This window comes from Paucisalibacillus globulus (assembly GCF_900184735.1).
Classification (GTDB): Bacteria; Bacillota; Bacilli; order Bacillales; family Amphibacillaceae; genus Ornithinibacillus; species Ornithinibacillus globulus_B.
In genome coordinates, this window is record NZ_LT855399.1 from 103,144 (window position 1) to 128,757 (window position 25,614).

Sequence of the window (25,614 nt, forward strand, 5' to 3'; positions counted from 1 at the left end):
GTAATATAAAAAGGGGAGTCAATTAGGCTCCCCCTATTTTTATCCGTAAGTATTAATAATCAACAACTCTATAATGCTGCCATTCATAGGGCAATAATGCCTGATACTTCCTTTGTAAAAATCGATCATCTATTAAAGCAATTAGACCTGTATCAGAATCCGAACGAATTAGACGTCCACCAGCTTGTAGTACTTTATTCATTCCAGGGTAGACATAGGCATAATCAAAGCCATTTCTCCCAACCGATTGGAAATAGTCCTTCATAATATTTCGCTCGAAGCCAATCTGTGGCATGCCGACTCCAACTACAATAACACCTTGTAATCTTTCTCCTTTTAAATCCACACCCTCAGAAAAAATTCCGCCTAGAACTGCAAAACCTACCAATCTATTAGCTCGTTCCGACTCAAACTCTGCTAAGAAATTCTCTCTTTCAACCTCAGACATTCCCACATCCTGAATAATGGTACTCACGTCTGGGTATTGCGCAATAAATTGTTCATAGGCATCTCTCATATATTGATAGGAAGGGAAGAAGATTAAGAAGTTTCCATCCTTCTTATCTAATACATCTTTGAAGAAGCGTACCATTGGCTCCAATGTATTCTCTCGATCCCGGTATCTAGTCGATAACGGTTGGATGATTACCTCAGCATTTTCTCTTGGAAAAGGTGAGGGGACTGAGATAACATAATCGTCAGGTTGTCCACCTAGTAAATTTTTATAATAATCTGCCGGAGTTAAGGTTGCGGAAAAGAATACTCTTGCTTTAAATCCTTTTCCCGTTTTTAGAATTTGCTCAGAGGGATCAAGGCAAAATAACTTCATCTTCACTTCACTCTTATGGACTTCCACATACGTGACAAATTGGTCATTATAAAGCGTAGCGATTTTTACAAAGGCTTGGGCGGCGAAATACGTATCTAGCAATAACTCATGGTCATGACGTACTAGTTCAGCCTCTGAATCGATGATGAATGTTTCTAGTAACTCTACTAATTCTTGATCTAATTCTTTTTGTACATACTCCTCAGATTTTTTAACTGATAATAAGTGATCATTGATGGCTTTAGCCGACGTTCCAATAGGGCTGTTTTTAAATTCTCTTTTCAACTGTAAGAAGTTGGATTTATTTATTTCAGCAGAATACATTTCTCTAGCACGGTCAACAAGATTATGTGCTTCATCGACTAGTATGGCGGTTTTCTTTCTCTGATCTTCCATCAGTCGCTTCAATGATACTCTCGGGTCAAAGATATAATTGTAATCACAAATAACGGCATCCACTGCATAGGCAAGTTCTATGGAAAATTCAAAAGGGCAGACTCGATGCTTTCTAGCATACAGTTCGATTACGCTTCGGTTCATCATTTTTTCATGCTTCAAAATATCGATAACTGCATCATTTATTCGATCATAAAAGCCATCTGCAAATGGACAATCCACACTTGTACAAATGGTTTCTGCTTGAAAACAAATTTTATCTTTAGCAGTGATAGTCAGCACCTGTATATCGAGACCATTCTCAATCAATAGCCGAAATGCTTCTTCGGCAGCTGTTCGTGTAATGGTTTTTGCAGTCAGATAAAACATTTTCTCTAATTTACCTTCGCCGATTGCTTTGATAGTGGGGAAGATAGTAGAGATTGTTTTTCCAATACCAGTGGAAGCACTAGCAAATAGTGTTTTTTTATCTGCGATAGTCTTGTATACTGCGCCAGCAAGTTTACGTTGTCCTTCTCGATACGTATCAAATGGAAATTCTAGTGCTTTACTTGTTTCGTTTCGCTTTATTTTATGCTTGAGCTTCACTTTAAGGAATGAAGCATATTTTGAGATAACGTCATAAACAAAAGATTCCAATTCCTCATAGGTCATCACACGTTGAAATTGCTTTTGTTCCTGCGTTTTTACCTGCACATACGTAAGTTGAATGGTCACTTCTGATAAGTCATGGTCACCAGCATAAATATATCCGTAAAATATAGCCTGAGCCCAGTGTACTGGATGTGTATTCTCCTGTATGTCATCCAATGAATGTACAGTAGATTTTATTTCGTCAATCGTGATGGTATCCCCATCTTTAAGGAGTCCATCACAACGTCCATCAACTCGCACAATAAAGTCTTCATAAGAAATTTCAGCTTCGACGAATACTTCCTTTTCATCTTGTTCCCGGTAACTTTTTTGGATTAGTTGATGGATTCTAGTACCTTCTGTCATGGTGGAAGACGTACGAAAACCCGACTCGATACTACCACTTCGATACACATATTCTACTAAATTTCTAACTGAGATTTTCACTACGTTCGTCATCATATCACCTAACCTCAGTTTAACAGTTCAGCATGGAAAAGGGGAGATTTATCATCCACTATTTCATTAAGAAATTCTCCGTATAAAATGGCTGGTCATCTGTATTAAAGGCAACCCCTACAGCGAGAGAATTAAATTCCGTTTTTAGTATGTTTTCCCTATGTCCAAGGGAGTTCATCAGACCCTCATGGGCGAATATGCTACTTGGTTGACCTGTCGCAAGATTTTCCCCAGCGGCTCGGTAGGAAATGGCATCCTCATCCATTCGATCAAAAGGGGTCATACCTTCTAAGTTCTCATGACTAAAGTAATTGTGTTTTGCCATATCTGCACTATGGTCACGGGCTGTTTTACGTAACGGCTCTTCCCAGGAAAGAACGGATAAGCCATGATTTACTCTTGCGGCATTGGTTAAATCAAATAATTGATATTCTAATCCTTCTTTTAAAGCAGTGTTCGGCTGGCCAAAAAATCCTTCTTTTTCCTTTTCTAGTTTTGCACTTATGATTTGAATAGCAGTTACAGTGTTGTTTTCATGGATATCATAAAAGATGGTGACGTAATTATCATCGATTAAGAACGTATTATATTCTTTTGTATCCTGCACTTGATAGAGTATTCTACCTTTCCGAATGGCCTTAATCGGATCATCTAATGTAGCCAACACATGATCTCTTGTACTATCAAACGTAATACCTACCGTAGAGGTTATTAGGTCTTGATTCGTATAAAGTCCAGCTACTTGGTCAGAGGAGTCATAAGCTACCATAAGATAGTTATGATAATTCTCATGATAGGTCACCCACTCAACACCGTACTCATTTATTGTGGAGCGTTTAGGCTCACCGACTTCTTTTTCTACTTCACTACGGATATCACCTATTTCAATATTGTGAACGGAAAATGTTTGTTCTGTTGGTTGATGTAAATTTGGGGCATCAGGTGCCGGAGTTGTTGGTGTATCATCCTGTTTGTTCTGTGAGAACTTACCCCATAGTAATTCTATCTCTTGTTTAATCGTATCAATGGTAAGCGCAACTCTAGGATTCTCTTTTATCCCTTCTACATCACTCTTCATTTCATCCATGGTACCTGAGAAACCCGACTTCTGAAATGTATCCCCGTAGAAATGCCAAAGCACACCGAGTAGCAATAAAAGAAAGAATATATGTCTTAGTTTTGGCATTGTTTTTTCACCCTTAGTTCCCTAGATTTGTAGATTATTATAACATTATGCACAAAAATGAGAATGGATAGTAGTTTTTCTCATTTAAAATTAGCCTATATAGTATAAATTCGTAAATAGATAAGGAAAGGTGGCAACCATAACTATCTTTTTGGATAGAATGATGCCACCAATTTATGGTTGCTTTTCGATTATAGTATTAATTAGACTCTGCCAGGATCTTACCATCTAACATTTTAATGACACGATCGGTAAAAATAAGCATTTCTTCATCATGCGTAACTAGTAAGGTAGCAATATGGTACGTTTTAGTGATGTCACGTAGTAATGCCATTACTTCTCTAGACCTTTTGGAGTCCAAACTAGCAGTTGGTTCATCTGCAAACAGTACTTTCGGTTTATGGATAATGGCACGTGCAATCGCAACTCGTTGCTTTTCCCCACCTGATAGAGAGGTAGGATAGGAGTCTTTTCGATGTTCCATTCCAACTAGCTTTAGAATTCGATCCACTTCCTTTTTCTTATCCACTTTCTTTTGTTTTGAATCGGCAATATCAAGCATTAATAGTAGTTGTTCCTTTACTGTTAGAAACGGGACAAGATGTGCAAATTGAAATACAAAACCGAATTTGCTTGCACGTATTTTACGAATTTGATCCGATTTCATTGTTGCAATATTTTGGCCATCAAATTGTATCGTGCCTTCAGTCGCAGATTGAAGGCCAGCAGCAATAGTTAATAGTGTGCTTTTTCCTGAACCTGATGCACCGACTAATGCGGTGACTTCCCCCTCCATAAGGGAGAGGTTGATACCTTTTAAGATATCCTCTTTTGTTTCCCCATTCGTAAATGTTTTCCGTACTTTTTCCATTGTAAATCGATCCATCTTACATCTCTCCTTGTTGGATTGCTTGTAAGGCTTCTACTTTTTTAATTTGAAATCCGGACAGTGTGGCTCCTACAAACCCTATAATGAGAAATACACATGATAATTGTAAAGTCGTCTCGATGGTTAGACTAAAAGGCATTCCATTAGGTGCAAGTGAATTGAAAATTTGGCTACCAGCAATAGAAACTGTTAATGCTATGCTAGTAATAACAACCATTTGCGTCCACATCATTTGGAACAAGGTGCTTGTTTTGACTCCAATTGCCTTTAAAATCCCGTATAGACCGATCTTTTGAACATTCATCATATAGAAAAAGATAGCAAATAACATACCACTAATCACGATTAGAAACCATACAATCATGTTTAAAGACATTTGCTCGGCACTATAGCTTGGAATTGTTTTGAGAAATTCTTGATTCGTAAAAGCTTGTAAGCCGGTAAATTGCTGTACGTTTTCTGTTCCTGGGATGAAAATAAGTTGCATGTCACTAGTTTGATAGATGTCCTGATAATCCTCCGTACTGATATAAGCAACAGGGGTATGACTGTATTTCTTTTGATTCACAAATCCCTTCACTAAAAACGTTCCGTTAGATTGATTATGGGTTAACGTGTCTCCAACTTTGATCCCTTCATCTTCTAATGAACGATCCAGAATGATCTCACCGCTACTTACTTGTTCAAATAAATCAGAATCAGTCGAGGTCACAAATGCAACACTTCGCTGCTTGTCGAACTGATCATTTACAAAGCCCATTTGGATAGATAGGGCTACGGAATTCTCTTGATTCATTAAAATATCTTCTTGGGTTCCATTGTTAATAGTTGATAGATTATACATTTCCTCTGCATCTTCCGTCATATAAAAATGCCCATCTGGTAAATCCTTGATCAGTCCAGCATTATCGTGTGATAATCCGTTAGCTAAGCCAGATATAATAAATGTTAATAAGCTCACTAGAAAAATGATGGAGCCTAATATGATAAATTTCGCCTTGTTTTTCTGCATTTCTTTCCAGGCCATTTTCATGGTTATTCCTCCAATTTATGTGTGATGGAAGGGACAACAAACATGTCCTTTTAGTCCAACTAGTTATCTTCCCGGTAGAATAATGTAATCAAGAAAAACACGAAAAAGCTGACTAATAACAATACTCCACCACCAATATAAAATGCTAATGTGACTCCTTCAGGGAGATCAAATGGCTTTACCATGTACAACCACATGCCAACGGTTAAACCAACGGAACCAATAATGGCACTCCATACATGGATTTTAGTTAACAAATTTGTAGTGGTTTGGAATACCTTATAAAATACTGACCAACTAAATAATGTTAACCAACCAACTACTAGAATATGGGCATGAACTGGTCGGAAGGCATAGGAGCCAGAACCAGCCATATGGGCTCCAAGAAAAGCACCTATCAAACCAAAAACTCCTGCAAATTGTACTAGGATTTTACTATTTTTATTCATTTAAAATTCCTCCTAATAATCGTTATTCTATTTCCATCTCTAATGTACTTTTTGAATATGAACAACAGATGAACAAACGATTACAAATAAAAAAACCATGGCTCTCGTAGAGTCATGGCATGATAATGGTATTAACTTTTAGGGAGTTCAATGGTGAAGATAGTACCTTCATCTCTCTTACTTTCAACATGTATGGTACCATGATGTAATTTGACAATAGTGGCAACGATAGAAAGACCTAATCCAGTTCCTTCCACTGACCTTGTACGAGCCGTATCTACTCGGTAAAAGCGGTCAAAAATTCGATTTATATCTTTCTCGTTCAAGCCAACCCCAGTATCCTTACATAGGATTAATACGGAACTCTCCTTTTCCTTCATTGTCATTTCAATACTTCCATTCGGTCTGTTATATTTAATCGCATTGGATAACAGGTTATCCCAGACGGTATAGAGCAGGGAGGGATCGCCCTTGATTATCACTTCTGGTATGGTGTACTCTAACATAATGTCCTTCTCATTTATTAACCATTTGGAATTTCTTATTAGCTCTTTTATTTGTTTTCCAATATCAACGGATTCCTTTTTCAAAATGTCATTGTTTTTGTCTAAGGATGCTAGTAGTAATAACTGTTTCGTTAAATTAGACAGTCTTTTAATTTCATCATTAATAATCGTAATGTACTGATTTCTTTCCTCTTGACAGATCGATTCATTCTCCAAAAGGTTGGTGTATCCTTTTATATTAGAGAGTGGTGATTGTATATCATGAGAAATATTAGAGACGAATTCTTTTCTCATGTCATCCACTTGTTCTAATCTTCTCGCCATGGTTAAAAAGCTATGGGATAGTTCTCCTAATTCATCTTGTCTGCTGGTGCTAACTTTGACATTAAAATCTCCTTTTGCAAGTGATTTTGTAGCAGATGTTAGTTGCGATATGGGTTTTACTAAATATTTAGTACTAAATAATACAAAAAGGATACTTAAGACAATGGTTAATACAAGTAGCCAACCGAATAAGAGATGCATTTCGTTAAAGAGTAATTTTATGTCTGGTCGTAAGAATAGCGCATAGTTCCTATTATTATACATAAATGGCACACCAATCGTATTCTCCAGTTCATTTGCAAAGAAGCCTGTTACAAAAGTCTCTTGTGGAAAATGTAAAATACCATGATAAATAGTCCCATTCAATACTTCATCCCTAATGGAATCTGAAAGTGTCGTAACTCGAAATGGTGAACCAAAGAAGGATTCGTTTCCTAAACGGTCCGTTAAATAAAATTGATATCCAATAGAAGAAAGGTGATTTAGGTATTCCTCTATATTAATCGATGGGTGGTCTTCTATAAATGAAGAGATACTTAAGGCTATGTTGGTGTTTTTCTCATCATTATACGGCTTTAATTTCTGTTGGTAATAGGTATTAGATATAAAAAAGGATAGGACACCACTAAAAATCATAATCCCAATGGTGATAACAACAAATTTTATATATAGTGACCTCATCCTTACTTTACCTCCAATAAATAGCCTACCCCACGAATGGTTTTAATTTGGAAATCATTCGTTATATTGGTAAAACGTTCCCTTAATCGTTTAATATGGACATCTACCGTTCGTTCGTCTCCTTCAAAATCCAATCCCCAAACCTGCTCAATTATCTGATTTCTAGTAAATACCTGCATCGGATAAGAGGCCAGAAAATAAAGTAAGTCAAATTCTTTTAATGGTAATATGACCGTTCGATCCCCAATTTGAACCTCGTAGTTATGTTTATTAATGGTAGTCATCCCTAGTTTAATAAAGGATTCAATAGGTTGTTTGTTATATCGCCTTAGTAAAGCCTCAATTCTTAAAAGCAATTCCTTTGGCTCAAATGGTTTGACCAAGTAATCGTCCGTTCCAGAGCGAAACCCTTCTTCTTTATCGTCCAATTCATTTTTTGCAGTTAGAAGAATTACTGGGATATCATATTTTTTGCGAATATGTTTTGTTAGGGTGAATCCATCCATAAAAGGCATCATGATATCCACAACGGCTAGGTCGCACGGTTTGTTTATAAGAATATTTACTGCTTCTGTACCATCCTTCGCCAGGTGAACTTGATAACCAGCTTGTGATAGATGAATAGATACGAGTTGTAAAATATATGGATCATCGTCAGCAATTAAAATACGTTTCATGTATTGTATTCTCCCTGTCCTTTTCTAATAAACCATAATAAATCCTTGTATTAATTCAAAATTGGTCATTACCTTATTATGCCAATTTTGTCCGAATTTGCTACAATTAGCTTACCATAGATTAGGTACTCGAGGTGAAGTATTGGAACAGCCCCATACAATTATAATACCTGAACAAGTTGTATGCTAAAATATGATAAGGAAGAAAGGGGCCTGAAAAGATGAAATCCTACTGGTTATGGCTACTATTTAATATCCTACTTTGGCCATTTGCTCTTCTATATGTTGATGAGTCGATAGAAGGTATGACGTTAAACCTTCTTGGAACAGCGCTATATTTTACTTTGTTTTTCATTACCCCGTTATGGAAACAGAAACCAAAAGCGATACTTATCCTACTGGGGATCAATGTAATGGTTGCTATTCTCACACTGAATCCCATTCATGAGGAAGCATTGAATCCATTTCTTTTACTCATCTTAACCCTTGTCATGGCGGAGGGGATTTATTACTTGAATAGTAGAGAAAGCTTGATACTGGCCATCTTTATTTTCATCAGTATCCTTGTAGCTTCTTTTAGCATGGAAATGACCTTATACATACAATTATTAATTATCTTCTATTGGATACTTGTTTTGGCAGCAATGCTAGTCCATAAAAGAGTAAAAGGACACGCTGATGATCTGGAGGCTCGATATGATGCATTACTTAGTGAATATCGTAGTCTGAAACGGAAAAAAGTATCGGATGATGAAGTTACGAGGCAGGAAGAACGTATGTTGATTGCGCATGAAATTCATGATTCCGTTGGACATAAACTAACTGCTCTTCTCATGCAGCTAGAAGCATTTCGGCTCGATGTATCGGAGAGTAATCAGGAGCAAGTCCAGTCGTTAAAAGTACTTGCAAGTGAAAGTCTGGAGGAGACTAGAAGGGCTGTTAAATCTCTCAAGACGACTGAAACGGGAGGGCTCCCAGGAATACTGCGCTTAATTCGTAAATTAGAAATGGAAAGCTTTATGCGGATTCATTTTTCTGTGAAGCATGGTGCATTTACTGCGCCACTAACTGGTGAACAGGCTTTTGCTATTTTTCGTTCTGTTCAGGAGGCACTCACTAATATTATGAAACATAGTACTTCCAGGGAAGCAGAGGTCATGTTTGAGGCACCTGGTGGTAGTATTTTTCGATTTGAAATTAGTAATCCCATAACTGGACACCAACCATTTCATGAAGGGTTCGGACTAACTTCCATGAGGGATCGACTAGAGCGATTTGGTGGAGGTTTGGAAGTCTTCCAAACGGATGAACAGTTTATACTTAGAGGCTATGTGAAAATTGAAATGGGGGTATAACATGGTAAGGATATTATTGGCAGAAGATCAAGTAATGGTAAGGCAAGGTCTGAAAAAAATGATTGAATCAGATGAAGAGATGAAAGTAACTGGTGAAGCTAATAATGGAAAAGAAGCCATTCTACTTTGTGAGAAACAATCCTTTGATATCGTTATTCTCGATATTCGTATGCCTGTCATGGATGGAATCGAAGCAGCTAAAGTGATTCACTCGAGATGGCCAGATGTGAAAATATTGATTTTAACTACATTTGATGATAACCAATATGTATTGGAATCGTTAAAAATTGGTGTAAGTGGATATGTGTTAAAAACAGGAGATACCGAATCTCTACTTCGCTCCATTCGTAGTGCTTTAACAGGGGGGCTTTCCATCGAGGATCATGTGGCTGCAAAAGTAATGCCGATATTATTGAAGCAGGAAGAAGGGAACGAACCAGATCCAACCTTAACACCAAGGGAAAGAGACATTTTAAAGTGTATTGGGGAAGGATTAAGCAATGGTGAGATTGCAGAACGGCTTGCTATATCTATTGGTACGGTTAAAAATAACACAAGTCAAATTCTAAACAAGCTCGAATTAAGGGATCGAACCCAGCTTGCCATCTATGCGATCCGCCACAATTTGGTATAATGTAAAAAATAAATGAAGAAAGTAATGGTAATTCGGAAACATCGTGACTGGAGATAGTGGTGACGTTGTTTCTTTTTTTGTACATTAAAAAAGGATAAACGGATTTGATTGATTAAAAGGAGTGTATGGAAATGCTCGAAACGATAAAGCTTAGTAAAACATTTAAGGAGAAAAAAGCAGTAGATGAAATTGATATGTATTTAGATGAAGGGGAATCAGTTGGATTACTTGGACCAAATGGAGCAGGCAAATCGACCACAATATCTATGATTTCCTCACTACTAAAACCCTCTTCAGGGGATGTAAAGCTAAATGGACTAAGTACGATAAAGAACCCATCAGAGATTCGAAAAGTTCTTGGAGTTGTTCCACAGGAAATTGCCTTATATGAAGAACTATCAGCCTATGAGAATCTGAAATTCTTCGGAAAGATTTACAAGGTGAAAAAAGACATTCTAGAAGAAAGAATTCAAGAAGTATTAGAAATGGTGGGTTTGAAAGAAAGACAAAAGGAACTGGTAAAGACTTTTTCTGGTGGGATGAAACGTAGGGTCAATATCGCTGCAGCATTGTTGCATAAACCAAAGATTCTGATTCTCGATGAGCCGACTGTTGGAATTGATCCCCAATCTAGAAATCATATTTTAGAAACGGTAAAGAAGTTAAATGAAGAAACTGGAATGACGATTCTTTACACCAGTCATTATATGGAAGAAGTGGAGCAGCTATGTAACCGAGTATACATTATGGATCATGGTCGAGTGGTTGCTTCAGGTAGTAAGCAGGAGTTGTTAAGTATTTTATCGACAGAGGATACGATTCAAGTTCAATTGAGTAAAAAGAGCGATGCACTGTTAGAGGCCATTAAAGGAATGGCAGCTGTTAGGCAAGTAGAAGATACTAACCACGGTATTCGAGTTATTTCGAAAAAAGGTAGTAATATCCTAGCTGACTTAGTACATGCAGCAGAGAATGTAGGGACTCAAATTACCCATTTCCAAATGGAAGACCCAAGTCTAGAAGACGTTTTTCTTCATTTAACAGGAAAAACGTTGCGAGATTAAGAGAGGAGTATTGGTATGGGCTCATTTTTGAAAAAAGATTTATTAATATTTTGGCGAGATCGAAAAGAAGTTCTAATTGCGCTTTTACTCCCTATTGTTCTTATTGTTGTGTTGAATACAGCATTATCGGGCATGTTCTCAAAAGATGGGGATTCAATTGACATACAAGTTGGGATTGTAGAGGAAGATCAAGCATTAGAGGGTTTTGAGCAATTTGCTGAATCATTAAATAACTTGGGTATAGATGAAGCAGAGAAAGAGGCTATCCTCTCCCAAGCATCTTCTATTAATCCTAGTGAGATGTTGAATAGCTTTTTTAACAATCCAGAAATAAAACAGGTTCTTACTACTCGAGTTGTGAGTGAAGCGGAAGCCCTTGAGTTGGTTGAGGAGGGAGAGTTGCATGCTTTTGTAATAATTCCTGAAGAATTTACCTATAAAGTCCTCTCTTCGATTATTTTAGGGGAAGAAGTGGATGTTGCCTTATCTATACAAGCAGAAGAACAATCGACTGAACTAAGTACACTACAAAATATGATGAATGACTTTATTGAATCAATTAATTTAGAATTTGCTCTCGGGTCTATTGCAGAAGGTGAGAATCAGGAACCTAAACTTCCACAAGGAGGTATAGAGGTCATTGAGGGAGTTGAAACATTCAGTTTCACCCAATATATTACCATCGCAATGAGTACCTTATTTGCCTTATTTATGGCACAGACTTTAGCAGTTAAAACAGTCACCGAAAAGAGAGAACGTGTTTTTAATCGTATCATTTTAACTGGAAGCAATCCATTCCACTATTTAATGGGGAAAACACTTTCCACATTCATTCTTTCTTGGTTACAAATTATGTTCACGATTACCATAACCCAATTATTATTTGATGTTTTTCCAGATAAGTCATTAGAATTTTGGTTAGGGTTACTACTTGTTATCACGGCATTTGCGCTTACAGTCGCAGGTTTAACGGCGTTATTTACAAGCATCACATTAAATGTAACGGACACAAATGCAGCAAGTGGAATTCTTACCTTGGTAATTATGTCAATAGCAGTCGTTGGTGGTAATTTCACGCCTATTCAAATTCTACCAACATTTCTCCAACGTATTGGGGAATGGACACCTAATGGCATGTCACTAACTGTACTATTAGAATGGATTCAACTAAGTAACCCTGGGAACTTAGTCATACCAATCGTGATACTTCTCGGATATTTCCTTGTTTTTCTGGTCTTAGGTATGGCCATATTTCCTGGAAGGGGGCGTAACTAATGTACCCAGTATTTTTAGCGCAATGGATGAAGGATAAACGTAAACCGTATCTTATTCTTTTATTCATCGGGTTGAGCATCTTAGCAACTATTATATTTGGTGATATTGATCGAATTGAGCAAACAACCGTCGCGGTATACAGTACGGAATCAAATGCAGAAGAACTTGAGCAGAAATGGATGGAGTTATTAGGCCACCATGACTCGATTGAGTTTGTTTGGATGGATCAGGAAAAAGCACATGCAGAGGTCCTAGAAGGGAACAGTGATGTTGCACTTCAAATAATGGAAAATGATTACCGGATAATTACTGCTAATGAAATGCCGGGAGTCTTTATTGTGAATCAACATGTCCATCAAGTATTTACGGAAGAAGCAAAGCTTGTTGCGGCGGCAGGAACGAACAGTACGACAGAGTTGAGAAATGAAGTTGGAGAATACTTGAAGACTCCTCCCATTACCATACAAACGAAGTCATTAGATGGTGGAGAATTAGCTAATCATGACATGGGAATGCAGCTATTATTTGGCTTTACACTATTTATAGCCATGTTTACCATCGGTTTTAAAGTGAATGGGATTACTGCTGATAAAGTAAGTGGGATATGGAATCGTTTAATCTTATCTCCTGTTAGTAAAACGAATATGTATATTGGTCATTTGTTTTATAGTTTTTGTGTAGCATTTTTTCAAATGATGGTTGTATTTCTTATATTTAAGTATGTGTTAGATTACGAGTTAGGGAATTTTGCGATGATTGTAACCATTGCGGCTGCTTTCACACTTAGCATGATTAGTGTAGCCATGTTAATTACAGGATTCGTGAAAACGCCGGAGCAGTTCTATATGGTGTACCCTTCTCTTATACCAATGATACCGGTCGTAAGCGGTGTCTATATGCAACCAGGAACGATAACGAATCCTATCCTTCAATTCATAGCCGATATTTTCCCACTCTCCCATGGAGTGGAAGCTATGATGGATGTTGCTTTATATAATGCAGGTTGGAATGATATCTTACTTCCGATTGTCATTATGTTATTGATTGGGGTATTGGCTATGGGAATTGGGATAAATATAGTAGAACGAAAGAAATAAGGATTCTGTAATGAGCACGGGGAACCGTGCTCATTTTTCAATTTTACACAATCCTTGTTTTTTTAATATTTGATATAATAAGAACCAAAGCCATTCATTTATATTGCGAGGGGGAAGTGTATGAAAGCAGTCATTATAGAAAAATTTGGCGGACCTGAAGTATTACAGTATAAAGAAGTACCTGACCCATCACTATCAAGTCATGACGTATTAATTAGAGTTTCCAAAACGAGTGTAAATTACGCGGATATCAAAAATAGAAATGGAAATAAGGGAAAAGGACATTTTCCGTTAATATTAGGTTTAGATTTGGTAGGTACGATTGTAAAAGTAGGAGAAGGAGTAGATAATCTTGAAATTGGCCAGAGGGTTATTGCTTTTCCTAAAACTGGCTCTTATGCAGAATATGCAGTCGCTACTGAGCAGTTAACATTTCCAATTCCAGATACTATCTCAGATGAGGTTGCTGCAGCTAGCCCGATTGTTACTTTCTTGTCTTATATGCTTCTAAAAGATGTTGGTAGGCTTATAAAAGGAGAAACGGTTCTAATTCATTCTGCAGCTGGTGGAGTTGGAACAACAGCGATTCAATTAGCAAAACTTCTTGGAGCGAAAATGGTAATTGGTACGGTCGGAAATAGACAAAAGATGGATGTTGCCAGAAATGCTGGAGCAGATTATGTATTTACATATGATCAATTTCGAAAGAACACATTGGAATTAACCAATGGATTTGGAGTTGATGTTATTCTGGATTCCATGTCGGGTAAGGTTTCGGAGGAGAGTTTAGAATGCTTAGCTGAATACGGGAGATTAGTCCACTTTGGAAATTCAAGTGGTGGAGTTGGAACTTTTAACACGAAGGCCCTTCATGCTAGTTGTCGGTCTGTATTGGGATTTAGTCTTGGGAATACACGTAAGAAAAGACCGCATTTGTTAATAGAAGCAGCGGCTGGAGTAATTCCATTATTAGCTAATGGTGATTTGAAAATGGTAATAGGTGCAGAGTATCCACTGAGTAAGGTTGCTGAGGCACATCAGGCAATAGAGAATAGGGAACATACGGGGAAAATCTTGATTGATGTAACTAGGTAAATTAAAAGCAATTAACTAAACTATAAAATACCTTCACGCCAGTAATTTGGGTGAAGGTATTTTAGATTACTGGTATTTGCAGCATGGGGAATTACTTTTGCCGCTGGGAAAGTTCAAGGAGTTTCTCATCGTGATCTGCAACCTTACGTAGTAAAAAATGTGTGGTTTTTTGTGTATCTGTTAAGTCCATGCGAATACCATCTGTTTTTGTTTCTAGTCTGTCGAAACGTTTGTCCATTTCGTCAAACCGCTTATCCATTTGTTCAAACCGCTTATCCATTTGTTCGAAACGTTTATCCATTTGTTCAAAACGTTTATCAATCTGCTCAAATCGCTTATCGATTTTCTCCGCATGCAATTTGAAAGCATTTAATATTTCTTTAAACATGGTTTCCTGTTCCATCCCTATCACCTCCTTGTCTTTAGTATAATTGAAAGTTAACAAAAAACAAGGTGTTTAGCAAAACAGTCGAAACAAAATTTGACAAATATCGCTTTACTCGTATAGCGGAAAGGATTATCATTTATCTAAGACAAGCAATAAAAATCTGAACTGATTCGAGGAGATATTATGTTTGAAAAGTTCAAGAAGAAAAAGATAGGTAAGGATCAAATGGAAGCAATTAACAAAGAAGTAGAGGGTATGAATGAGGAAGAAATACAAAAACATGGCAAGCATTATTCAGATGAAAAGCTATGGAATAAGGTTCGTAAATTTGCAAAGAAGGCTGGAGCTTCAGCGGTTTATGCTGTCTTGATTCTGTATTACACGTTACAGAAGCCGGATATTCCAGTGAAAGTTAAGGCTACTATTTTGGGAGCACTTGGTTATTTCATCTTACCAATCGATTTAATCCCAGATGTTGCATTTGGGGCCGGTTTTATTGATGACTTAGGTGTATTGACAGCTGCCTTAATACAAGTTGCAGTACATGTGGATGATGAAGTGAAAACAAAGGCTAGAGAAAAACTAGAGAAGTGGTTTGGACAAGAAGTGGATACATCGGATATTGATGCAAAGTTACAGGGGTAGTGACAGTCAATATTACTGCAATGTCGCTTATAATGATAGGACACCTAAAGAATCGCACAGAAGGCATTTCAATGCTCTGTGCGATTCTTTTGTTATAGGGAGATAATATTGAATTATTTTATATAATAGGGGGAGAAAATTGAGGCAAAAGATGTTAAAGGTAAGCTTACTTTTATCAGTAATGGTCCTCTTAGGTGCATGTAATGATGTCCAGAAAGGTCAGCATGTCGAGGTCTATACTATTGAAACACTCGAACAAAATGATGAAGGTATATGGGAGAAAGATGGTTATAAGAAAGTTAATGTTATTAATAGTAGTGAAGAGAGTGATAAACAGATTAAGACAGATATAAAAGCCATTGAAGATTACTATGACCTCAAAGGAAATTATATCAGAACAGAAGTTATCCATTCCTACTATAATAAATCACTTGTTACACTTTATGAAGAAGGTGATGAACGTAAGAAAAAGCTTTCCAAACCTTCTACTATACTAATTCCTGATGATAATTTAGAGCACTTTTCTCTTGATGATCTAACAAACGAAGAGAAAAAACGAGTGAGAGGACATATATTATCTTATATGGATTTGTTTGAATGATGTTTCAGGTGATAATTGTACTAAAAGATAGGAGGGGTACGATGCAATATTTCATTGGGATTGTTCCACCAGAATCTTATAAAGAGAAGGTAACAAAGTTTCGAGAAGGTTGGTCAAATCACTGGATTAATAAAGTGGTTGAGCCTCATATTACATTGAAAGCACAAGGCGGATTGACTCCTGATGAAAAGTGGATTACGAAGATTAAACAGGTTTGTAGTGCAGTTGAACCTTTTCAAATTACAGTAGGAAAGCCAGAGTTTTTCTTTGATTCAATTGTCTATCTAAGTATCGAATCTAAAGAATTATTTACATTACATAAAAAATTGGTTCAAAATATCTCTCCAAGTCCTGAGTCAATCAAGCAATACTTTGAGTTGGAGGATTTTGTACCACATATGTCTATAGGAAAAACATATTATGGAATGACAACGGAAGAACTTCAGGATATGGCAAGGTTAGCAGAAGAGGAACTACAGCCTTATCCTTCGTTTAACGTAGATTTTATTAGGGTTTATCGAGAGGTTGAACCACATGTATATGTGAAGTATTTTGATGTACCTTTAAATCATTAAGGAAGAGGGGTGATTACATTAAAGGCCATTTAGTCCCGATATACAGTATTGTGCTATGTTAAATCGTATTGTCAGGATGTGGTACTTCCAGTAACGACCAGTTACCAGAAGAAACAGACTGGGAACCAACCGTACATGAGACAGTAAACAATCTGGATGGTGTAGTTATGGTTGTTAAGTCTGAAACAGTCTCACCTACTGGATTAACCGTTACCTTTGAAAATAACACCGACAAACAATGTATCTATGGCGAGGACTTTTTGTTGGAGAAGAAAAAGGACGGAGAATGGTTCCAATCCCTGTTAAGTTAGAGAGCTATGGGTTTAATGATATTGGCTTTGACTTGGATCCTTCATCAGTTAGTGAGTGGACAGTGGATTGGGAATGGCTTTATGGCAGTCTTACTTCCGGGGAATACCGTATAGTAAAAGATATATTGGACTTTAAAAATCCCGGTGATTATGATAAATATTATTTGGCTGGTGAATTTACAGTGAATTAGACTGGGATTGAGATGGGCAACCTCAAGGATAGGAGGCTGCCTTTTAAAATTCTGGTAAATTATCTAGATTATTTTCTTTTATACCATCTGGTTCACTACGGATGATGTCACGCCCATATTTGTCGAAAACATCAATATTGGCAAGGTTTCCAGCCTTTGCTTCATCGAGTGCAGTAATATAATCCAACTCTTTACCAGAATCGGTTTTAAATGCAATGATATCACCATCATCATTTTTCCGTACGGCAACAATCTGCTCCTTTCCAGGTGTATTCTCTTGGTTTGTATTGGCTTGTTGTTCGCTTTGATTTCTGTATTCATTATAAATTTGTTCAAAGTCCTTTTCTGTCATCTTGGAACCTCCTTCATTACTCGGATAAGTCCTGTTGAATTTGCCTTTTAACTTCATTTGGATCGGTATCACTATATTTTGCTGTTCCATATCCGCCAGTTTGAGCAAGCATTGCTTTTACCTCATTATAGGATAGGCCTGATTCCGCATTTTTTCGCTTCGTTTCTTCAACATCAGTCCCAGCTACGGTTAATTTACGGTTGTTTTGCATGTGTATTACTCCTTTCCATTCGTTATTTTGTGCTATATTATTCAATAATATGATGTTGGGAAAAGTAGGGGGGAGTATTCATGGGGGCAAAGGCAACGTTTATTGTAGTTATGCTTATTTTTGGAAGTCTCGGGTTATTTGTGAAAAATATTGATCTATCCTCCAGTGAGATTGCTTTGTTTCGTGGGGCAATCGGTAGTGTGTTTTTAATTGGAGCAAGCTTTTTCATCAAGCAAAAAGTTAATGTAAAGTTAATCTCCAAACGGAATATGACACTACTTATTTTATCCGGAGCGGCGATGGGATTTAATTGGATTTTCTTGTTTGAAGCTTATCGTTACACAACGATTCCAAATGCAACACTTAGTTATTATTTTGCTCCAATATTTGTGTTGGTATTAGCTCCATTTTTATTAAAAGAAAAATGGACAACCAAAAAAGCAATTAGTATCGTATTTGCATTTATCGGATTATATTTAGTAATAAAACCAGGTGCTGTTGATCTAACTGATGTTTACAATCATCCAGTTGGAATTGGCTATGGTTTATTGGCTGCAGGTCTTTATGCAAGTGTTATTCTAATTAATAAGTTCATCCGGAATTTATCTGATTTTGAGACGACAATTATGCAACTAAGTATTGCGACTATTGTTATGTTTCCCTATGTTATCTTGACACAGGAAATGAATTATAGCGGTATTGATATTCAATCCATCATATTAATTGCTATTTTTGGAATAGTACATACAGGTATAGCCTACCTCCTTTATTTCTCTTCCATGAAAAAGTTAAAAGGCCAAACAATCGCTGTACTAAGTTATATCGACCCAATCTCTGCAGTTGTGTTTGCTGCATTGTTCCTGAGTGAAAACATGACTGCTGTGCAGATGTTAGGGGGAGCATTAATCTTGGGGTCTACTATGTTGAGTGAGATTGCGTTTAAGAGGAGAAGGGCAGCCTGAAGGAACTTTATATGTGGATTTAGTGTGTATACCATTTTGGTTTTTAGAATAAAATTATTGTTATAAGTTGATGATTAGTGTTCTCATAAACATTTACAGTTAAATCTGAGTAGAAAAGAAGATGATTAGTGTTCTCATCGACATTTTGAGGTAATTTCGAGTAGAAAAGATGATGAGGAGTATTCTCATCGACATTTTGAAGCAATTTCAAGTAGAAAAGTTCATGACATCTTATGTACACCGCTGATCACTCAGCGGTTTTTCAATCGTTTATTTATAAGCTTCTACCGTATAGACATTTCCAGCATTCCATATTAAATATTGCGTAATGTCCTGGTCTTGGAGTGCTTGGATTTGGTTTTTAACGTCTGTTGCAGTGTAAGTGCTTAGGTAGTCAAAATCTTGTACCCATGGGCGAATAATGGCAGCCTCTTCACCCTTGTCTTCGAGAACCTTGTTTCGTTCTTTCGCATCGATCATAGCCTGTAGCATGATTTCATATGGAGCTCGGTCGGGATTTGCGACACCGTATGATCCTGGTGCATAATGTGATGGGTAGGTCATTGGTGAGATATAGTCAACATGTGTTGCGATGTTTTCCCATATTTGGCCAATGCCCATGTCGTCCTGTGCTGTTGTAACTAGACCGAATACATCTGCTGAAACATATACTGGGTAGTTGCGTAATTGATCTTCGGAATGTTTGAGGAAAGCTAATATATTTTCAGACTTCGTGAGATTATTTGGATTGTCATACGTTACTTCTTGGTCAACCTGTTTACCTTTTTCTGGAAAACGAATATAATCATATTGGATTTCATCGAAGCCACTGTCGCTAGCTTCCTGTGCAATGGAAGTAATGTAATTCCATACTTCTTCTTTATATGGGTCTACCCATTTCGTGCCTGCTGCATCTTGCCAGATCGTTCCGTTTTTTCGTTTCATGGCGTAGTCGCTCATATTCTCTGCTAAATAGGGGTCTTTAAAGACTACAACACGCGCTATGGTGTAAATACCCGCGTCTTTGAATCGTTGAACAAGCTTTTTTAAATCTTTTGTTGCTGGTCCAGAATCCGAACCGATTTTGTTAGCTAAATCAATATTGGAGTCATAAGTGAGTTTTCCATAATCATCCTTGATATCAATAACTGCAGCATTAAGGTTGGTGCTTTTAATCAGGTCAATAAAGTGTTGAACATTCTCTTCTCTTATGGAGGTACGGTTAAGGTAAATTCCTCTTACATCAACTTTATCGGGCTTTTTGGTGGCTTTTGGTTTGGGTATTTCTACGGTGTTTTCTAATGATTGTTCTTTTTTCGTTGTTTCATCAGTGGAAGAGATTTTTCTAATACGGTTTTCAAGATTTTCTGTTGTGCTTTTTGGACTATTTCCGATGGTGATGTCTTTATTGATATGATCGTCTACATTGGACGTTGATTGATTCTCAGTAGGGGTTTTGTCTGGTATTGCTTCTTGGTTTGTACATCCTATGAGCAGGATTATTAACATTATGGAAAAAATTCTCTTTGCCAGGTTGATCCCTCCCTTTGTTGTTTTGTTATTACGTTGTGCTCAACCCATCGATTTGATTCGAGTCATAAATTAGCAAAAGCGTGTGATTTTTCAAGTACATGTTCGTGCAGTTTCAGGGAAGAATAAGGGAACCTAATGGAAAAAATTTACCTTAGGGGGAATGTATATGGGATTTATGCAACTTGTTAAAAAAGGGAACACCTCTTCTGGTATCGCCGCAGTTGGAAATTTATTCTTAGCTATCATAAAGATTATTGCTGCTAGTGTTAGTAGTAGTGGTACCATGTTTGCATCTGCTATGCACTCGTTTGCCGATGCAATCAACCAGGGATTTGTATTTTTCGGTAGTGTATTATCTGAAATGAAACCATCCAAACGATTCCCTACTGGCTTCGGTCGTGTGATTAATATCTTTTGTATGGTAGCTGTTATTGTAGTTACGGTAATGGCTTATGAGACGATAAAAGAAGGGTGGCATTTAATTCAACACCCTCAAGAAGCCACAAACTTCTGGCTCAATATCGGGATTTTAGTTGCCGCATTTCTAGTGGATGGATTTATTTTGGTTAAAGCCATGAAGGAAATCAAACATGAAGCGAAGTTAGAAGATGGTGGTAACATTTTAGTTTCTGCTTTTAAAGGGGCAAAGAAAGCATCTCCTGCAACACGTCTTGTTTTCTACGAGGATTTAGTTGCTACTTCAAGTGCTATATTAGCAATTATAGGAATTGTATTGTCGCAGTACTTTGATATTCTCCAAGCAGATGGTGTTATTTCGATATTTATCGGGATATTAATGTTATTTGTCGCTTACCGAGTTGGATATGACAATATGGTTGGTTTAATTGGAGTCGCAGCACCGTCAGATGTAGAGAATAAAATTGCTACTGACTTACTAGCAGAAGATGTTGTTGTCGATATTTATAAGTTACGTGTCATTCAAGAGGGAAGAACATATCATGTTGAGGTGACGGTTGAGCTGAAGAAAGGATTTACTTTAGCTGAAGCGGACGATATCAAGTTCCAACTCACTGACAAGTTACTTCGTGAACCAGAGATAGCAGACGTTGTACTAGGAATTATTGAAGATGATGAAAAGCTAACCTGGGAAGAAAGACAGGAAGAGAAATAAAGAAAAAGCGAAGAGTTAGAAGCTCTTCGCTTTTTCAGCTGAATTCTTACACCATTTTTCAAATTCATCAATTGGTATCGGTTTACTATAGTAATACCCTTGACCAAATAGGTTATGGACAGATAGCATTTCAATCTGTTCCTTTGTTTCGATTCCCTCAATAACAACCTTTGTATTAATCTTCTTTCCAATTTGTATGATTGCTTCTAACAAAGAGCGTACCCGGTCGTTTTTTAATGAATCATTTAGGAATGAACGATCAATTTTTAGCTCATCAATCTCGATATTCCGAATCATGCTCAATGACGAGTAGCCAATACCGAAATCATCTAGGGAAACTCCAACACCTAAATTACGAAGTGCTAGGATATTATCCTTTGCATCCTCATAGTAAAGAAAGGCACTTTCCGTAATCTCCAGTGTTACATATTTCGGATCGACTTGTTCTTCTTGAATAATGGTTTGAACTCTATCGATGAAATTTGGTGCCATTAATTGTCTAGTTGAGATATTAACAGATACCGGGAAGGAATCTAATCCATTCTTCTTAAAACGCTTAATGTCACGACAAGCTTGTCTTAAAACCCATTCACCAATCGGAATAATTAATCCGTTTTCTTCGGCTATTGGAATGAATTCATCTGGAGGGATTCGACCCATTTCACATTCCCAACGAAGTAAAACTTCCGCACCTGAAATTCGGAAGGTAGCAATATCAAATTGCGGTTGGTAGTGTACCGATAATTCATTATTCTCAATTGCTTTATGTAAATAAGTTTCTAAGATCATTTTACGTTTCATTTTTTGGTTCAATTCATCATTATAGAACTGGAAATTGTTCTTGCCATTTTCTTTTGCTAAGAACATGGCAAAATCAGCTTTTTTAATTAATACTTCTGCATCATCTTCCCAATCTAGATTGATGCTAATGCCTATACTAGGTGTAGAGATAATCTCTGTACCATCTATTTTATATGGAGCATTCATCTTCTCTACGATATCTTTAGCAAGTTCCTCTATCTCTTCTAAATTACGGCCCTCAACTAAGACTAAGAATTCATCCCCACTTTGTCTTGAAACAATATCATTTTCGAAAAGGATTGATTTTAATCTTTCAGCTATTTGTATTAACAGTTGGTCACCAGCACTATGGCCAAGTGTATCGTTTACTCGCTTGAAATTATCAAAGTCGATAAACATAACTGCTAAAGTGCGACTGTATTTTCTAGCCGAAATGAGTGCGGTATTTAGATAGTTATGGAACCAATTTTTATTAGTAAGTCCTGTTAGTGAATCATAATGAATTAGTTGGTTCATCTTCTGTTCTGCTTTAACCTGACTTGTAATGTCATAAATTACGCCATCTACCCGTGTAACATTTCCATTCTTGTCCTTCTGAGGAGTAGCTCGATCTTGCATCCACCTCATCTCTCCATTGCTATGGAAAAAGCGATACGTAATGGTTGTTTTTTTCCCAGCTTTTTGCTGTTCATGAGCATCCATCACCATAGCTTTGTCCTCTGGGTGAATGGCTTCTCTCCATAATTCTGGGTTATCATGAATAACATCACTTGAAACACCATATATAGCTGCATATCCTTCTGAGAAAGTATATTCATTTGTGTCTAGGTCCCAAGTCCAAAACGAGATATCATTATTTTCAAAGAGCTTTGTTAACTGCATTTCATTTATTCTTATTTTTGATCCTAGTGTACCAAGTGTAATCGCAATTAACAGGCCAAATACTTGTGGCATTGAATTTGTTAAAGTGAGTTCATTCGGAGTAGTAATCAGACCTATAAACATATATATTCCACTAAGAATCATGAAAAAGATTAACCCACTAAATAACCCACCAAAATAAGAAAATAATGCAACGAGGATAATATTCACTGTCCAATATAGCCCCATAGTTTCGATTGGTGTAGATGTTTCTATGTAAATGGAAGCGGATATGATGAGGACTCCAATTACCCAAAGAAGGAGTGGAATTTTATTTAAGCCCAGTTTAGTCATTTATATTCACCTGTCAAATTTTGTCGAAATCAGTATCTTCCTTTGTAGTGTATCACATTACATAACAATTGAAAAATTATTATTTTGTGAATTCACTAATTTTCATAACATTATATATAACCCCACTCTTGTATTACTATAAAATGGAATTAGTAGCAAAAACTAGTTATTCCTAATTCGAGATTTTAATGTATAATAAAGTGTTAGGGAAGTGTATGAATTACTTTTAATAGGTAAAAAGACCTATTGTTTTTCTGGGTATAATTTAGTATTTTTTAACTAGATTTGGTTCATTATTGAGAGTAGTATGTAATATATGTCAAAAGGTAGAGTGTGGGGTCACATGATCATTCAAAAAGAAAAATTTCTAAATAATGTCCTATTTAATGGAATACAAGACATGGTTTATATCATGGAAGTAACGAAGGATGGGAATTTTGTCTATCATTTTATTAATCTAGCAGTTAAGAAATTGGCTGGATTAACAGATGTAATTATTGGAAAAACCTTACACGAAGTACTGGACGTGGAGAAGGCTGATTTCTTATTTGGAAAATACCAGGAGGCAGTCCTCACTAAAGACTGTATTATATATGATGATCTATTTCCATCCCCACTTGGAGAAACGAGATATGGTGAGAATGTACTAACACCACTTTTTGATGATGATAACAGATGTACCCATATAGTTGCTGTTGTAAAAGATATTACGGAAAGAAGAATTGCTGAAGAAGCAGCAGAAGATGCACATGAAATGCTACTAGAAGGAAAACAACGCTATCAATCTCTTTTTGATTACAATTTAGATACGGTGATAGCCATTGATCAACAAGGCATGATCATTGCAGCGAATCACTCACTAGAATTAGCTACGGGCTATACCCAAGAGGACCTACAAGGTATTCATTACACATCACTTGTAAAGCCAGAAGATGTGCCAGAAGTGGAAGCTTATTTTGAAATTGCGATTAATGGAATACTTGAAGAATTCAGTATCCGTATGAGAAGTAAACAAGGTAAGCATATTGAGATGATTGTTAAGTTCACCCCTATTATTGTCAATGAGGAAACAGTAGGGATTTATGCGATTTGTAAAGATATGACTGAACAAATAAAGATTCAACATAAATATACCGAAAGTAAAAACAAATTTGAGATTATTGCGGAGAATTCTGGTGACTTGATTACGATGTTAGATCAACATGGTAAGATTACGTATGTTTCACCGTCTTATCAAGATGTGCTTCATGCTGAACCAAGTGAATATATAGGCCAAGACTTTTATCACAATGTTCATCCAGATGATATACCACCTTTAATTGAGTCATTTGAACAATCCAAAACGAGTGGCAAAGCATGGGTAGCTCAATTTAGGCAAAAACATCAAAAATTAGGATGGATTTGGTCTGAGCTACGAGGTTCTCCAGTATACAATCACGAGAAAACGTTTAAACAGATGGTTGTCTTGTCCAGGGATATTTCATTACGGAAAAATTATGAGGACAAGCTAAAGTACTTTGCTTACCATGATACTTTAACAGGAATTCCGAATCGAAGGTTTTTTAATATTAAGTTAAAGGAAGCCCTGGATGATCACGAAAGCACAGGGGAGAGATTTGCCATCATTATAATGGATCTGGATCACTTTAAGTCCATAAATGATACATTCGGCCATGACATTGGAGATAAAGCAATTTCAGAATTCTCCTTACGTGTAGGAAAAAGAATACGTAGTGTTGATACATTGGCTAGACTTGGTGGAGATGAATTTGTCCTTCTACTTCGAGGAGTAGAAACGAAAGAACAGGTAATAAAAGTAGCAGATTCTATTATTGAAGCCGTTCAAAAACCATGGCAAATCGATGATGCCAAGTTTGTCACAACTACGAGCATTGGAATCTCATTATTAAATAAGGATCAACCAAATACATTCGAGTCTCTTTATAAAAACGCTGACCAAGCATTATACGAAGCTAAAAATGCTGGTGGAAACCAATACTCAATTAAAATGTAAAAGGCAGTGCAAGGGAAAATTCCCTCGGACACTGCCTTTATTTTTACTAGGATGTGTAAACATCTAACAAGTAAACTGCTAACGCCATTGCTATTAAAGTC

General features: G+C 36.8%; 27 protein-coding genes. 14 read left to right on the forward strand and 13 right to left on the reverse strand.

Features of this window, described 5'->3' with window-relative positions; genetic code table 11:
• Positions 1–52 precede the first annotated feature (52 nt).
• The 7 genes from BN999_RS17080 to BN999_RS17110 all read right to left on the reverse strand — a co-directional run bounded on the left by BN999_RS17080 (position 53) and on the right by BN999_RS17110 (position 8,062).
• Positions 53–2,317: an ATP-dependent DNA helicase gene (locus BN999_RS17080; protein WP_096273412.1), complete on the reverse strand. Its 2,265-nt coding sequence runs from the start codon at positions 2,315–2,317 to the stop codon at positions 53–55.
• A 58-nt stretch (positions 2,318–2,375) separates the two neighbouring features.
• On the reverse strand, positions 2,376–3,503 hold the full coding sequence (locus tag BN999_RS17085; RefSeq protein ID WP_096273414.1) for a CAP domain-containing protein: 1,128 nt from the start codon (positions 3,501–3,503) through the stop codon (positions 2,376–2,378).
• A gap of 199 nt (positions 3,504–3,702) precedes the next feature.
• Positions 3,703–4,389, reverse strand: coding sequence for an ABC transporter ATP-binding protein (locus BN999_RS17090; protein WP_096273416.1), 687 nt, complete (start codon positions 4,387–4,389; stop codon positions 3,703–3,705).
• A 1-nt stretch (position 4,390) separates the two neighbouring features.
• Complete coding sequence (locus BN999_RS17095) at positions 4,391–5,425, reverse strand: ABC transporter permease (protein WP_096273418.1); 1,035 nt, start codon at positions 5,423–5,425, stop codon at positions 4,391–4,393.
• A 59-nt stretch (positions 5,426–5,484) separates the two neighbouring features.
• Complete coding sequence (locus tag BN999_RS17100; protein ID WP_096273420.1) at positions 5,485–5,874, reverse strand: hypothetical protein; 390 nt, start codon at positions 5,872–5,874, stop codon at positions 5,485–5,487.
• A 131-nt stretch (positions 5,875–6,005) separates the two neighbouring features.
• The gene (locus BN999_RS17105) at positions 6,006–7,385 is read right to left on the reverse strand and encodes a sensor histidine kinase (RefSeq protein ID WP_096273422.1); all 1,380 of its coding nucleotides are present in this window, start codon (positions 7,383–7,385) and stop codon (positions 6,006–6,008) included.
• 2 nt (positions 7,386–7,387) lie between these two features.
• The gene (locus tag BN999_RS17110) at positions 7,388–8,062 is read right to left on the reverse strand and encodes a response regulator transcription factor (RefSeq protein ID WP_096273424.1); all 675 of its coding nucleotides are present in this window, start codon (positions 8,060–8,062) and stop codon (positions 7,388–7,390) included.
• Between the two features lie 221 nt (positions 8,063–8,283).
• Here BN999_RS17110 and BN999_RS17115 point away from each other — a divergent pair, with 221 nt between their 5' ends.
• The 6 genes from BN999_RS17115 (at position 8,284) to BN999_RS17140 (ending at position 14,582) form a co-directional block, all read left to right on the forward strand.
• The gene (locus BN999_RS17115) at positions 8,284–9,417 is read left to right on the forward strand and encodes a sensor histidine kinase (RefSeq protein WP_096273426.1); all 1,134 of its coding nucleotides are present in this window, start codon (positions 8,284–8,286) and stop codon (positions 9,415–9,417) included.
• Between the two features lies 1 nt (position 9,418).
• Entirely contained in the window at positions 9,419–10,051 is a 633-nt protein-coding gene (locus tag BN999_RS17120) for a response regulator (protein ID WP_096273428.1), read from the forward strand.
• Between the two features lie 131 nt (positions 10,052–10,182).
• Complete coding sequence (locus BN999_RS17125; protein ID WP_096273430.1) at positions 10,183–11,115, forward strand: ABC transporter ATP-binding protein; 933 nt, start codon at positions 10,183–10,185, stop codon at positions 11,113–11,115.
• Between the two features lie 15 nt (positions 11,116–11,130).
• Positions 11,131–12,390 carry an ABC transporter permease gene (locus BN999_RS17130; protein WP_096273432.1) on the forward strand — a complete coding sequence of 420 codons (1,260 nt, stop codon included), beginning with the start codon at positions 11,131–11,133 and terminating at the stop codon, positions 12,388–12,390.
• Positions 12,390–13,487: an ABC transporter permease gene (locus BN999_RS17135; protein WP_096273434.1), complete on the forward strand. Its 1,098-nt coding sequence runs from the start codon at positions 12,390–12,392 to the stop codon at positions 13,485–13,487. The genes BN999_RS17130 and BN999_RS17135 overlap by 1 nt, the downstream gene beginning before the upstream one ends.
• Positions 13,488–13,607: 120 nt before the next feature.
• On the forward strand, positions 13,608–14,582 hold the full coding sequence (locus BN999_RS17140) for a quinone oxidoreductase family protein (RefSeq protein ID WP_096273435.1): 975 nt from the start codon (positions 13,608–13,610) through the stop codon (positions 14,580–14,582).
• A gap of 91 nt (positions 14,583–14,673) precedes the next feature.
• Here the strand turns inward: BN999_RS17140 and BN999_RS17145 are convergent, their stop codons facing one another.
• Complete coding sequence (locus BN999_RS17145) at positions 14,674–14,985, reverse strand: hypothetical protein (protein WP_096273437.1); 312 nt, start codon at positions 14,983–14,985, stop codon at positions 14,674–14,676.
• 210 nt (positions 14,986–15,195) lie between these two features.
• On the opposite strand from BN999_RS17145, the gene BN999_RS17150 reads away from it, so the two are divergent.
• The 3 genes from BN999_RS17150 to BN999_RS17160 all read left to right on the forward strand — a co-directional run bounded on the left by BN999_RS17150 (position 15,196) and on the right by BN999_RS17160 (position 16,791).
• Positions 15,196–15,615: a YkvA family protein gene (locus BN999_RS17150; RefSeq protein ID WP_255247519.1), complete on the forward strand. Its 420-nt coding sequence runs from the start codon at positions 15,196–15,198 to the stop codon at positions 15,613–15,615.
• Between the two features lie 139 nt (positions 15,616–15,754).
• Positions 15,755–16,216 (forward strand): hypothetical protein, encoded by a 462-nt coding sequence (locus BN999_RS17155; RefSeq protein WP_096273441.1) that lies wholly within the window; start codon positions 15,755–15,757, stop codon positions 16,214–16,216.
• Positions 16,217–16,257: 41 nt separating this feature from the next.
• Complete coding sequence (locus BN999_RS17160; RefSeq protein ID WP_096273443.1) at positions 16,258–16,791, forward strand: 2'-5' RNA ligase family protein; 534 nt, start codon at positions 16,258–16,260, stop codon at positions 16,789–16,791.
• A gap of 58 nt (positions 16,792–16,849) precedes the next feature.
• On the opposite strand, the gene BN999_RS20895 is transcribed toward BN999_RS17160, so the two are convergent.
• On the reverse strand, positions 16,850–17,020 hold the full coding sequence (locus BN999_RS20895; RefSeq protein WP_217988496.1) for a hypothetical protein: 171 nt from the start codon (positions 17,018–17,020) through the stop codon (positions 16,850–16,852).
• On the opposite strand from BN999_RS20895, the gene BN999_RS21280 reads away from it, so the two are divergent.
• The gene (locus BN999_RS21280; protein WP_373453641.1) at positions 16,959–17,102 is read left to right on the forward strand and encodes an immunoglobulin-like domain-containing protein; all 144 of its coding nucleotides are present in this window, start codon (positions 16,959–16,961) and stop codon (positions 17,100–17,102) included. The two genes, BN999_RS20895 and BN999_RS21280, sit on opposite strands and share 62 nt — an antisense overlap.
• Complete coding sequence (locus BN999_RS20900; protein WP_373453642.1) at positions 17,078–17,293, forward strand: immunoglobulin-like domain-containing protein; 216 nt, start codon at positions 17,078–17,080, stop codon at positions 17,291–17,293. Before BN999_RS21280 ends, BN999_RS20900 begins: the two co-directional genes overlap by 25 nt.
• A gap of 43 nt (positions 17,294–17,336) precedes the next feature.
• On the opposite strand, the gene BN999_RS17170 is transcribed toward BN999_RS20900, so the two are convergent.
• Positions 17,337–17,645, reverse strand: a complete 309-nt coding sequence (locus BN999_RS17170; RefSeq protein WP_096273445.1) for a DUF3892 domain-containing protein — start codon at positions 17,643–17,645, stop codon at positions 17,337–17,339.
• A 16-nt stretch (positions 17,646–17,661) separates the two neighbouring features.
• A complete protein-coding gene (locus BN999_RS17175; protein ID WP_176482019.1) occupies positions 17,662–17,856 on the reverse strand; it encodes a gamma-type small acid-soluble spore protein in 195 nt (64 codons plus the stop codon).
• An 80-nt stretch (positions 17,857–17,936) separates the two neighbouring features.
• Here BN999_RS17175 and BN999_RS17180 point away from each other — a divergent pair, with 80 nt between their 5' ends.
• Positions 17,937–18,818, forward strand: coding sequence for a DMT family transporter (locus BN999_RS17180; protein ID WP_096273447.1), 882 nt, complete (start codon positions 17,937–17,939; stop codon positions 18,816–18,818).
• Between the two features lie 270 nt (positions 18,819–19,088).
• Here BN999_RS17180 and BN999_RS17185 read toward each other — a convergent pair whose 3' ends face one another.
• Positions 19,089–20,327 carry a putative glycoside hydrolase gene (locus BN999_RS17185; RefSeq protein WP_096273449.1) on the reverse strand — a complete coding sequence of 413 codons (1,239 nt, stop codon included), beginning with the start codon at positions 20,325–20,327 and terminating at the stop codon, positions 19,089–19,091.
• A gap of 190 nt (positions 20,328–20,517) precedes the next feature.
• Between BN999_RS17185 and BN999_RS17190 the strand changes: the two genes are divergently transcribed.
• The gene (locus tag BN999_RS17190; protein ID WP_096273451.1) at positions 20,518–21,483 is read left to right on the forward strand and encodes a cation diffusion facilitator family transporter; all 966 of its coding nucleotides are present in this window, start codon (positions 20,518–20,520) and stop codon (positions 21,481–21,483) included.
• A gap of 15 nt (positions 21,484–21,498) precedes the next feature.
• Here the strand turns inward: BN999_RS17190 and BN999_RS17195 are convergent, their stop codons facing one another.
• Positions 21,499–23,499, reverse strand: a complete 2,001-nt coding sequence (locus tag BN999_RS17195; protein WP_096273452.1) for a putative bifunctional diguanylate cyclase/phosphodiesterase — start codon at positions 23,497–23,499, stop codon at positions 21,499–21,501.
• 316 nt (positions 23,500–23,815) lie between these two features.
• On the opposite strand from BN999_RS17195, the gene BN999_RS17200 reads away from it, so the two are divergent.
• Positions 23,816–25,513 (forward strand): diguanylate cyclase domain-containing protein, encoded by a 1,698-nt coding sequence (locus BN999_RS17200; RefSeq protein WP_096273454.1) that lies wholly within the window; start codon positions 23,816–23,818, stop codon positions 25,511–25,513.
• Positions 25,514–25,614 lie beyond the last annotated feature (101 nt).